We start from the raw sequence: 11,783 nt of genomic DNA, 5'->3' as shown, positions 1-11,783 counted from the left end.
CATGGAAATGTATTGCACAATGGATGGCAAGGAAATGAAAACCATGGAAATTAAGTATGCCAGGCAACAATAAATAAACATTATACCTCAGCAGAGACTGTATCATTTTCAGATATGGATATGCCCCAAAAAAGCAACTCACTTTTGGGGCATTTTTCATGGAATTAACTCCCGAAAATAGCTGTAAAAATATTTAAGTTTTAATGATGTATATGTAACTTATAATTAATATACACCTTATAGTTTCCATATCGTTCAGAGGGCGTTGGTAGGGCCTTCGTAGGGCCTTTCCATATCGATTGATAGCTGAAGGCCCTGCCAATGCCCTTTCAATACTTACTAACCGATTAGGTAAATATTACATGTCGTTAAGGTGCCTTAAACAAAAAGATCCCGTACCATTCATCATGATACAGGATCTGGCCCTTCTCCTGTGAAAGCAACATTGGCCGCCATATTTAGGTTTGAACTTACAATTTAGCTAATTCTTTAAACAGTGCTTTTTGCTTGTCGTTTAGTTTTTTAGGGATCTCCACCTGGAAGGTAATATAGAGGTTTCCAAACTCTCCATCTTTTTTGTAAACAGGGAAACCTTTACCCTTTAAACGCACCTTCGTGCCATTTTGTGTACCCGGTTCCACCTTAAGCTTTACTTTACCAGCAAGCGTATCAATCGTTGTTTCTCCGCCAAGTACAGCAGTATATAGGTCTAGCGAAACTGTTGCATAAAGGTCGTCATTCACTCTTTTATACAGCGGATCATCCTCAATAGAAATGGTCAAAAACAGATCCCCATTAGGGCCACCCTGCATGCCCTGTCCCCCTTGACCTTTGATTTTAATCACTTGCTCGTGGGCAATCCCCGCAGGGATGGTGATCCTGATTTGTCTGCCCTCTACCGTCAACGTTTGCTTATGGGTGGTATAAGCTTCGCGAAGAGAAAGCTGCAATGTAGCCTGAAAATCCTGCCCTTTAAACTTGGAGGCCGTTCGTTGGGAGCGCCCACCCGTATTCCTGCCGAATAAAGACTCAAAGAAATCTGAGAAACCCCCATTGGCGAAATCGCTGCCGCTAAATGCACCTTCAAAAGGGTTGCCTCCACTGCCACCAGCATGCTGTCTGGATCTTGAGGATTTCGCCTTTTCGAATTCCTCAGCATGACTCCAATTTTCGCCGTAATCATCGTATTTCTTGCGTTTCGCCGGGTCGCTCAATACTTCGTTAGCCTCATTGATTTCCTGAAATCGCTTTTGGGCTTCTTTATCGTCGGCATTCACATCGGGATGATATTTTCTGGCCAGCTTGCGGTAAGCTTTTTTGATGTCATCAGCAGATGCCGATTTATCAATTCCAAGGAGTTTGTAATAGTCTATAAACGCCATAATCTGTTGATATCTAACAAATTTAACTAATTGCCTTTTATAAACACCATAAAAAGACGTGGTATTTTAATTTACTGCTGCGGTCTTAACCCCTGGAAAAGTTTAGGAAACCAGAATTTTGGTTAAGCTACATTTGATCAATATATATGGAGGAATATAACAGGCAATTTTGAGTGTGATAACAATGTTTTTGCTCCTAACTTTTCACCTTATCACGTTGCCTTAATAACGATTCTTTAAGGCGCAAAAAAGCCGGTTCATAGAAAAATGAACCGGCTTAAATTTATGTTTTAGCGCAAACTAAAGGTTGGTGATCAGTGTTGCAGCGATAGGTACTTCGGTATCGTTAGCCGGGGAAATTACACCACGTAGCAATAGGGTATAGTATTTTCCTGCAACCAGTGTCACATCATTTAGTGTGGCAACAACCTCATTGGTGCCTTGTTTTTTGATATTGAAACTGTATTTTTTAGCTTCAATAGCCACAAAATCACTTACTGACTTGTAGCTTTGGTTGCTCACTACATTCGTTGTTGCTTCTACTGCATTAACGACTAAATCCACAGCTGGCGCATCTGGCGATAGGTTAGCCAGGCGGATAGTTGCTTTATCAGAACCAGCAGCCATGTTATCCGTTACCCTCATTAAATCAAGGTTGCCGGCACGGCCAATCAGGTAATAAGAATAAGTGGTGCTTCCTGTTAAAGCGATACTTTTAGTCAATAAACTTTCAGTACTGCTGGCCGTTGTAAATTTCAAATCGTAAGTGCCTTCCAGAAGCTGTGTATAAGCAAGCGTACCGCCCAATGGAATTGCAGCAGTATTCATTTTACTGTTATTTAAGTAAAGGTTATACGTGGCTACAGTAGGCGAAGCATTGACAACCGTGATATAGCTGGTGCTTGCAGATACCGAGTCATCGCTGGTTTTGCAAGCGCTGTAAAATAAAACCGTCAATAAGCCTAATGATAAGACCAGCACGCGGCTAAATTTGTTAAAGTTGAGTTGAGTATAGTTTTTGATCATAGCTAATTGATTAAGATACTGCAAATATTGAATTTATTATCTTTAATAGTTGTTAAAAAACGTTAATAGAACTTAATTGTTACCGAATAGGGGCACACTTTATTGTTCCCGGGCATGGTTCATAAAAAAAGTCTTGCTGATGACTACAATAGTATAATTGCCATTTGCTGTAATCAGCTGGTAGGCAAAGTCATTACCTAACATAGAAGTGATGGTTTGTCCTTCTACCACTTGTGGTTCCGTATTAGAGACTTTTTTAGCCTCAATTTCCTTCATGAGCAAAAGGTAGCTGTCTTCATCAGGTGCCTGAAAATAAACCCTGTTCACTGCCGTTCTTTCGGTGTGAAGCCTCAGCCAGGCCTGTGCTTTTGTAGGATCGGTTTTGAGGGTTTTGAAAGAAAAAGTACGGTAAAAATCATTTTCTGCAGCACCAGTAAGGGCAGCATCAAGTTTCCAGCCCTTGCTGACCAGCGAGTCGCTTACATGGGTAGCAGTTTGGTTGATACAGTTTTCCAGGTCTTTCAATTGCTGCACCTGTGCACTGCCAACCAGGGTTGCCATGCAAAAGATCAACATCAACACGTATTTTAGCCTCATTAATCAAAGGTAAAAAAAAAACGCATGACCAAAGGCCATGCGTTCATAAAAGCTTTTAAGTGGTAAAAATTATGCCTGAAGATCTTGCATCACCGTGTGAATTTTAGCCGTCAGCTGGTCGTTCACTTCCTGGTATTGCGCTTTATCAGCTAAAGGCGCATTTACACTGCAGTAGAACTTTATTTTTGGCTCTGTACCAGAAGGACGTGCAGAAACAATACTTCCATCAGCGGTAATGAACTGTAATACATCAGATTTAGGCAGGTCCAGTTGAGATACTTTCCCTGTGTTTAAATCCGTTTCAATGCCCAATTCATAATCTTTCAAGGTCGTTACTTTCGAGCCTCCTAAGGTTGCAGGCGGGGTTTTTCTAAACTGCTCCATCATGGCTTTGATTTCTTCAGCACCAGTTTTGCCTTTTTTAGTCAGCGATACCAGTTCTTCTTTATACAAACCATATTCAACGAACATTTCAATCAAGGCATTGTATAAGCTTGTGCCTTTGTCTTTATAGTAAGCTGTCATTTCAGCAATAAAAGCACAGGAGATGACAGCATCTTTATCTCTTACCAACTCACCAATAGAGTAGCCATAACTTTCTTCACCACCTACGATGAAGGTTTTTTTGCCCTGCAGTTCAGTAATCAGTTTACCAATCCATTTAAAGCCCGTTAGGGTGCTGTAGCAAGTTACATTTTTGGCTTTTGCAATCGCTTCAATCAAATTGGTGGTTACAATGGTTTTCACCACATACTGGTTGCCATCAAGTTTACCTTTTTCTTCCCATGCCGTTAACAGGTAATGAATCAATAAACTACCGGTCTGGTTACCATTTAAAAGTACAAACTCACCTTCGTTATTTTTAACGGCAATACCCACACGATCGGCGTCAGGATCTGTAGCCATCACCAAATCAGCGTCAATTTCCTTTGCTTTTTGAAGCGCCAGGGTCATGGCTTCTTTTTCCTCTGGGTTAGGGTAAACTACGGTAGGGAAATTACCATCAGGGGTACTTTGTTCTTCCACCAGGGTTAAATTGTTGAAGCCAAATTGCGCCAGGGCTTTCGGTACCAGGGTAATTCCTGTACCATGGATAGGGGAGTAAACAATTTTAAGGTCTTTCTGACGGGCAATTGCTTCCGGGGAAACCGAGAGCTCCGTAATTTTATCAAGGTAAATCTGGTCAAACGCTTCGTCGATCAGTTTAATATTTTCTTCTACACGGTCAAATTTCACCTCATCAATACTGCGGATGTTGGCAACTTCATTCATCACCTCTGTATCGTCAGGGGAAGTAAATTGTCCGCCGTCCCATCCATAAGCTTTGTAACCGTTATATTCTTTAGGGTTGTGAGATGCGGTAAGCATTACGCCGCTGCGGCAACCTAATTGTCTGATAGCAAATGAAAGCTCTGGTGTAGGGCGTAATCCCTGGAAGAAATAAACCACGATGCCGTTAGCAGAGAAAACATCTGCCGTAATTTTAGCGAAATAGTCTGAGTTATTACGACTGTCATGTGCAATAGCCACTTTAACCACCTTGCCAGGATATTTTTTATTCAGGTAATTGCTCAAGCCCTGCGTAGCTGTACCGATAGTGTACTTATTGATCCTGTTAGATCCAGCACCCATTATTCCCCTTAGGCCACCTGTTCCGAATTCAAGATCCCTGTAAAAAGCATCGGTCAGCTCAGTATAAGCTTCTGCGTTGACCAATTGCTGGATCTCATTTTTGGTATCCTGGTCATAATTGCCATTTAACCACTGGTTGATTGTTTCTAAAGTTGAAGGTTCTAACTGCATATAAGTTTTATTGTCGATTTCCAAATATAATTCTGTTTAAATCCCTATATCTCGCATGGTTTTGTTATTTTCACGCCCTGAAGGATCTGGTTACACACAAAAATATAAATAATACCTTTAGAAATGGTTATAAATCCATCAATCGCATTCATTAAACGACGAAAAATTATATAAAAATTGAAACCATCAGCAGAAAGCGATTATACAAGATCCTTCTGGCGATCATTACATAACCATTAAAATTAAACCTGTATAAAAATGAAAGTATTAAAGTTTGGAGGAACTTCCGTAGGAAGCCCTGAGCGGATGACAAAATTGTTGGATATCATCAATCCAGCAGAGGAACAAATTGTAGTGTTATCGGCCGTGTCCGGAACCACCAATAGTTTAGTGGAAATCTCCGTCAAACTTTTAAAGGAGGACAAGGAAACGGCGTTAACCTTAATTAACGCCCTCCACCAACAATATAATGCCTTTGTTGCAGAACTTTTGCCTGAAGGAGATTTTAGGGAACAAGGACAGGAAGTTGTGGACTACCATTTAAACTTCATCGCTTCATTGGCTAATGACCTGTTTACACCTATAGAAGAAAAAGTAGTGCTTGCACAGGGCGAATTATTGTCGACCACACTTTACCATATTTATTTAAAGTCTATCAATGTGCCGTCGGTATTATTACCTGCACTTGATTTTATGAAGATAGATGAAGATAATGAGCCTGATATTCCTTTTATCAGCAGTCATTTACAGCCTTTATTGGAGAAACATAAAGGTACTAACCTCTTTATTACCCAAGGATTTATTTGTCGCAATAGCTTCGGAGAAGTAGACAACCTGAGAAGAGGGGGCAGTGATTATACAGCTTCTTTAATTGGGGCGGCGATTTTAGCAGAAGAAGTTCAAATCTGGACGGATATTGACGGCATGCACAACAATGACCCTAGAATTGTAAAAGGTACAAAGCCTATTTCACAGTTGTCATTTGATGAAGCTGCGGAACTTGCTTATTTCGGTGCTAAAATTCTGCACCCGCAATCGGTATTTCCTGCACAGAAATATAAAATCCCTGTGCGTTTACTGAATACCATGGAGCCAAAAGCGATGGGTACTTTAATTTCCGCAGAAAGCGAAAAAGGAAAGATCAAATCTATTGCTGCCAAAGATGGCATCACGGCCATCAAGATCCATTCCAGCAGAATGCTCCTGGCTTATGGTTTCTTGAGAAAGGTATTTGAGATCTTTGAAAGGTATAAAACGCCGATTGACATGATCACCACTTCTGAGGTTGCCGTTTCTTTGACGATTGACTATACCGATAACCTGGATAAAATTGTAGAAGAGCTACATGCCTTTGGGTCTGTTGAAATAGACAGAGACCAAAGTATTGTTTGTGTGGTAGGTGATTTCAGCGCTGAGAAACATGGCTTTGCAGCCAGGGTTTTAGATGCCATGAAACATATCCCTATCCGCATGATCTCTTATGGTGGTAGTGCTTACAACATCTCTATACTGATCAATACCAAAGATAAAGTGGAAGGCTTAAGAAGCTTGCACAACCGTATATTTGAATAATTAATAGCCTGTTTATCTCTTTTTGAAATAGACAAATATGGCTATCGCGATAAATACGAGTACGATAAAGAAGCGACTTCTTCTGTCGTACTCCTTTTTGCTGATCTTTCCGCGACGTACATCCATGTAGTTGCCGGCAAATATCAGCATTAACCCAAGTAGAACTAATACTATAAGAATTTTAAACATGTTTTCTAACCAAGATATCACCCGCTTTGCTAACCTGGAAACGCCCTTCTATTACTACGATCTTGCCTTATTGCAAAATACGTTAGCGGCATGTGCTTCCGCTGCAAAGGTGTATAATTTTCATGTTCATTACGCCATGAAAGCCAACTTTAATGATCAAGTGCTGCAGAAAATTAAATCTACAGGTTTTGGTGCCGACTGTGTAAGCGGTGGTGAAGTAAAAAAAGCCATTGAAGTAGGTTTTGACAACTCAAAAGTTGTCTTTGCTGGTGTCGGCAAGGCTGATAAAGAAATTAATGATGCCCTGGATAACGATATTTTCTGCTTCAACGTAGAGTCTATCCAGGAATTGGTGGTTATAGACGAGCTGGCGGCAAAGAAAGGCAAAAAAGCCAAAGTAGCCATCAGGATCAATCCTAATGTGGACGCACATACACACCACAACATCACCACAGGTTTAGATGAGAATAAGTTTGGCATCAACTCCTGGGACCTCAGCGACTGTGCGGAGACTTTAAAAAAGTGTGCTGCGCTGGAATTCATCGGCATACATTTTCATATCGGTTCTCAAATCACCAATCTTGATGTGTATAAAAACCTTTGTGTACGCGTGAATGAGTTTGCTACCTGGTTTGAGGAACGTGGCTTTATGATTAAAGTGCTCAACGTAGGTGGTGGCCTCGGCATCGACTACCATCATCCTGAGCAGCAAATCCCTGATTTCCCTGCTTACTTCGCTATCTTCAATGAGTTTTTAGTGGTTCGCACTAACCAGGAGGTACACTTTGAGCTAGGCAGAGCTTTAGTGGGTCAGTGTTCTTCATTGATCAGCAAAGTGCTGTATGTAAAGAATGGCAAGAAAAAGAACTTTATTATTTTGGATGCAGGCATGACGGAGTTAATGCGTCCGGCATTGTACCAGGCTTATCATAAAATTGAGAATATCAGTAAAGGTGAGCTTGCACAGGTTGTGAATTATGATGTGGTAGGACCGATATGTGAGAGCACAGACTGTTTTGGCAAAGAGGTAGAATTGGCGGAGACGGAACGGGGTGACTTGATTGCGATAAGGAGTACGGGGGCTTATGGTGAAGTCATGGCGTCACGTTATAATTTGCGCGACACTGTCAATGTAGCGTATAACTTGTAAGTTAAAAAAAACGGGGTTGCTATTTTCTTCCTCATTCTCAGAATAGAGAATGGAATGTCAGAAAATAGCAGCCCGTTTTTTTTTGGAGCGTTTTACAGGGTTATTCGCGAATTGACAAGGTGTTTTTGCAAATATGTCGTGAGCCGGTAAAAAATAAGTACCGGTAAAAATAAGTATAGGTTATAGGTGCAAATTTTATTTAAGCACAAGTTACTGTTAGCTCTATTGAAAAGGTTATTTGTTTTTTGAGGCAACCACAATGACTACACCGGCAACAAGGAGAATACCACCAGCGTAGGGAGACCAGTTGACAGATTTTTCACGGTCGGCCGAGATTTGAATGGGCCCAGCGTCAACAATTTTTTCTTTTTTAGTGTAAGTAAAGCCTGTCCAGATGAGAAGGATAGCGCCTATTACGATAAGGATGAGTCCGATGCTTTTATTCATAGTTTTTAACTTTATTTGGTTAATGATATGAACTTAAACTCTTTAATGAGGCATTTTGTTTGCACATCATTAAAGAGTTTTTATTTTTGCTTAAAGTTTTAACTTGAAACGATTAAAAGCTTTGCATTGTCAATACTATTCTTATGATTGATATTATATAATTAGATTTTCTATTGATTACCTATAGCCACATGTCATTTTTACCAAATGGGCTTAACTATTTCCAAATGAGCTTCATTTTATTCTTCTTCAAAGAAATCCTGTAAGCCACCAAAATAGTGTTCATTAAGGCCTTCAGTAAATTCATCAAAATCTTCTTCAGGAATGTTAGTTTGGACGAATTCAAGGGATGTTCCTTTTTTATCAGGGTGAAATTTGATGGTCACGATAGAAGGTTCGTTGTCTTCACCGAAATACCATTGTTGAACGATCTTTTTACCGTAATCTAATTCAAGGTTTTTGCCGACGATATCGCCATCCCAAAAGGAGAATTCAGTACCTACTTCTTCGGTGAATTCCACTTCTGCACCGGTCCATAATTGTATGCTCAAGGCTTTCGTCATCGCCAAATAAACTTCTTCAGGGCTAACTGGGAAAGCGTAGTATTTTTTAAAGGTCTTCATTATTGATAGTGTATATATTCTTTTGAGCTATTAAGCGTGTTGTTAAATTGAGTTGATTAAACAGGTGAAATCTAAATAGCTATTTAAAAGCATTCAATCCGGTCACATCCATTCCTGTAATTAAAAGGTGGATATCATGTGTGCCTTCATAAGTTACTACAGATTCCAGGTTCATCATGTGGCGCATAATAGAGTACTCACCTGTGATACCCATGCCGCCCAACATTTGACGTGCATTTCTGGCGATGTCCAGGGCTATTTCCACACTATTTCTTTTGGCCATTGAAATCTGTTCTGCAGAGGCTCGGTTTTCACTTTTCAATACCCCTAAGCGCCATACCAACAGCTGGGCTTTGGTAATTTCAGTCACCATTTCGGCAAGTTTCTTTTGCTGCAGCTGGAAGCCCCCTATAGGTTTACCAAACTGTACTCTTTCTTTGGAGTAACGCAGGGCTGTATCATAACAATCCATGGCAGCACCCAAAGCTCCCCATGCTATACCGTAACGTGCCTGGTTAAGGCAGCCTAAAGGTCCTTTTAAGCCTCGGATGTCAGGGAATATGTTTTCTTTAGGGACTTTTACATTGTCGAATACCAGTTCGCCGGTTGCTGAAGCCCTTAAGCTCCATTTGTTATGGGTCTCCGGGGTGGTGAAACCTTCCATGCCACGTTCAACCACTAAACCGCGGATTTTGCCTGCTTCATCTTTAGCCCAAACTACGGCTATATCAGCGAATGGCGCATTGGAGATCCACATTTTGGCCCCGTTTAAGAGGTAGTGGTCACCCATATCCTTGATGTTGGTCACCATACCACCAGGGTTTGAGCCATGGTCGGGTTCTGTCAAACCAAAGCAGCCCATCATTTCGCCTGTGGCTAATTTAGGGAGGTATTTTTCTCGCTGCTGCTCGGTACCGTAAGTATAAATTGGATACATCACCAAAGAGCCCTGAACAGATGCCGTAGAACGAATCCCTGAGTCACCACGCTCTATTTCCTGCATGATGATACCATAAGAGATGTAATCAAGACCAGCACCACCATATTCTACAGGAATCGTTGGTCCGAAAGCACCAATTTCTCCCAGTCCTTTGATGAGGTGTTTAGGAAATGCTGCCCTTTGGGCATAGTCTTCAATAATCGGACTCACTTCCTTTTTCACCCAATCGCGGGCTGTAGATCTGATTAAGCGATGCTCTTCCGTTAACAGCTCATCTAAGAGGTAATAATCAGGTGCTTCGTAAAGGTCTTTTTTTCCGGATTTGCTCATTTTGCGGTTTTTTGGTTGACACTCATTCCATTTTCTATCCGATCAAAGTTAATAAATTAGCGTAATGGGCGGCAAGAACCCCTAAAAAAATTAAATTTGCATAAAGAAACAAGGAAATGTTCATACAAACCGTCGCCTTAAGAGATGTTAAATTCTTCGCCTTACATGGCTATTATGCTGAAGAACAATTAATAGGCCATCAATTTCTGGTGAGCGCCAGTGTTACCTTTCTGCCAGCAGAGAACTCAGAAGCTTTACAGCATACTGTCAACTATGAGGTGCTGAATAATATTATGGGCGAAGAAATGAAGAAAACACAGCAACTGCTGGAGACGGTGGTCAAGAATATGCTGAACAAAATCCTGGCAGCATTCCCATTCCTGCTGACCATTGAAGTGGGCATTAAAAAGTTAAATCCTTGCATGCCCGGTGAGGTCAACCATTCCTTTGTGCAATTGCATTATACCGCACCTGGACAAAGTGAAACCTATTTTAAATCTTTTTAAAAATTATCAATCCTAATGCCATACACTAAAATTACACCATCCCTGCTGGAGGAAATTAAACTAGCCGTAGGTGCCAGCAATGTATTTACCGATGAAGAAGCTTTGAGCAATTATGCCCATGATGAAACAGAAGACCTAAAATTCTTCCCTGAAGTTGTGGTGAAGCCTAATGATACACAATCAATTGCTGCTTTATTAAAGTTGTGTACAGAAAATCATGTTCCTGTTACCCCTCGTGGTGGTGGTACCGGATTGAGTGGTGCTGCTTTACCTGTTTTTGGTGGTGTTTTATTGTCGATGGAAAGATTTAAAGCCATCATCGACATCGATACAGAAAACTTACAGGCTACCGTAGAACCGGGAGTGATTACTGAAGAGTTCATTAATGCTGTTGCCGAACAAGGCTTGTTATACCCTGTGGATCCATCAAGTAAAGGATCTTGTTTTATTGGAGGTAATGTTGCCCACTGTTCTGGCGGACCAAGAGTGGTTAAATATGGTACCATCAGGGAGTACATCTTAAATTTAGAGGTGGTTCTTCCATCTGGCGAAGTGATCTGGACAGGCGCCAATACCTTGAAATATTCTTCAGGCTATAACCTTACGCAACTCATGATCGGCTCAGAAGGAACCCTGGGTGTGGTCACAAAAATTGTTACCAAATTGATCCCCAAGCCTACACAAAGTGTGTTGATGTTGGCATCCTTTGCTGAAAATGAAGCTGCTTGTGCTGCGGTATCTGCAATCTTCAGGGCAGGAATTACACCATCGGCTTTGGAGTTCATGGAGCGAAAAGGAGTGGAGTGGGTGATTAAATATGATGACATTAAGTTTGACCTTAAAGATGGCGTCAATGCGTTTTTGATGATCGAATTTGATGGAGATGATATGGATACCATATTCAAGGATTGCGAAAAGACAAACCTTGTTTTAGAGGGTTTCAATTGCAGTGATGTGCTTTTTGCAGATACAGCACAGCAGAAAGAAGAGTTATGGAGAATGAGACGCACGATGGCAGAATCCGTTAAATCGAATTCTGTGTACAAAGAAGAAGATACTGTGGTGCCGCGCGCAGCATTGCCTAAGTTAATCAATGGGATCAAGGAAATCGGATCACGTTATGGATTTGAAAGCGTATGTTATGGCCATGCTGGTGATGGCAACCTGCATATCAACATTATTAAAGCAGGCATGAGCGATGAGGATTGGAAAAACAGG

Annotated in this window: 12 protein-coding genes; 4 read left to right on the top strand and 8 right to left on the bottom strand. The window is 41.0% G+C overall.

From position 1 onward, the window contains the following. Window positions 1-470: 470 nt before the first annotated feature. The 4 genes from ACR2F7_RS07870 to ACR2F7_RS07855 form a co-directional block, all read right to left on the bottom strand. Window positions 471-1,382: a DnaJ C-terminal domain-containing protein gene (locus ACR2F7_RS07870; protein ID WP_432713034.1), complete on the bottom strand. Its 912-nt coding sequence runs from the start codon at window positions 1,380-1,382 to the stop codon at window positions 471-473. Between the two features lie 300 nt (window positions 1,383-1,682). Continuing rightward, a complete protein-coding gene (locus ACR2F7_RS07865; protein ID WP_432713033.1) occupies window positions 1,683-2,408 on the bottom strand; it encodes a DUF4397 domain-containing protein in 726 nt (241 codons plus the stop codon). A 99-nt stretch (window positions 2,409-2,507) separates the two neighbouring features. Next, a complete protein-coding gene (locus tag ACR2F7_RS07860) occupies window positions 2,508-3,005 on the bottom strand; it encodes a hypothetical protein (RefSeq protein WP_432713032.1) in 498 nt (165 codons plus the stop codon). Between the two features lie 69 nt (window positions 3,006-3,074). Continuing rightward, entirely contained in the window at window positions 3,075-4,808 is a 1,734-nt protein-coding gene (locus ACR2F7_RS07855; protein WP_432713031.1) for a phospho-sugar mutase, read from the bottom strand. A 258-nt stretch (window positions 4,809-5,066) separates the two neighbouring features. On the opposite strand from ACR2F7_RS07855, the gene ACR2F7_RS07850 reads away from it, so the two are divergent. Further along, the gene (locus tag ACR2F7_RS07850; RefSeq protein WP_432713030.1) at window positions 5,067-6,380 is read left to right on the top strand and encodes an aspartate kinase; all 1,314 of its coding nucleotides are present in this window, start codon (window positions 5,067-5,069) and stop codon (window positions 6,378-6,380) included. A 12-nt stretch (window positions 6,381-6,392) separates the two neighbouring features. On the opposite strand, the gene ACR2F7_RS07845 is transcribed toward ACR2F7_RS07850, so the two are convergent. After that, window positions 6,393-6,569: a hypothetical protein gene (locus ACR2F7_RS07845; RefSeq protein WP_432713029.1), complete on the bottom strand. Its 177-nt coding sequence runs from the start codon at window positions 6,567-6,569 to the stop codon at window positions 6,393-6,395. Between ACR2F7_RS07845 and lysA the strand changes: the two genes are divergently transcribed. Further along, entirely contained in the window at window positions 6,568-7,719 is a 1,152-nt protein-coding gene (lysA, locus tag ACR2F7_RS07840; protein ID WP_432713028.1) for a diaminopimelate decarboxylase, read from the top strand. The two genes, ACR2F7_RS07845 and lysA, sit on opposite strands and share 2 nt — an antisense overlap. Window positions 7,720-7,953: 234 nt before the next feature. Here the strand turns inward: lysA and ACR2F7_RS07835 are convergent, their stop codons facing one another. From ACR2F7_RS07835 to ACR2F7_RS07825, 3 genes are all read right to left on the bottom strand, one after another. Then, window positions 7,954-8,166 carry a hypothetical protein gene (locus ACR2F7_RS07835; RefSeq protein WP_432713027.1) on the bottom strand — a complete coding sequence of 71 codons (213 nt, stop codon included), beginning with the start codon at window positions 8,164-8,166 and terminating at the stop codon, window positions 7,954-7,956. 239 nt (window positions 8,167-8,405) lie between these two features. Continuing rightward, complete coding sequence (locus ACR2F7_RS07830) at window positions 8,406-8,789, bottom strand: SRPBCC domain-containing protein (protein WP_432713026.1); 384 nt, start codon at window positions 8,787-8,789, stop codon at window positions 8,406-8,408. A gap of 79 nt (window positions 8,790-8,868) precedes the next feature. Next, a complete protein-coding gene (locus ACR2F7_RS07825) occupies window positions 8,869-10,059 on the bottom strand; it encodes an acyl-CoA dehydrogenase family protein (RefSeq protein WP_432713025.1) in 1,191 nt (396 codons plus the stop codon). Between the two features lie 116 nt (window positions 10,060-10,175). On the opposite strand from ACR2F7_RS07825, the gene ACR2F7_RS07820 reads away from it, so the two are divergent. Then, window positions 10,176-10,565: a dihydroneopterin aldolase gene (locus tag ACR2F7_RS07820; RefSeq protein WP_432713024.1), complete on the top strand. Its 390-nt coding sequence runs from the start codon at window positions 10,176-10,178 to the stop codon at window positions 10,563-10,565. A 15-nt stretch (window positions 10,566-10,580) separates the two neighbouring features. After that, window positions 10,581-11,783: FAD-binding oxidoreductase (locus ACR2F7_RS07815; protein ID WP_432713023.1), on the top strand; the 1,203-nt coding region annotated here is incomplete at its 3' end.

Origin of the sequence: Pedobacter sp. (genome assembly GCF_045628745.1) — a bacterium.
GTDB lineage: Bacteria > Bacteroidota > Bacteroidia > Sphingobacteriales > Sphingobacteriaceae > Pedobacter.
Note: the sequence above shows the minus strand (reverse complement) of the source record. Positions and strands in the feature narration are given on the sequence as shown.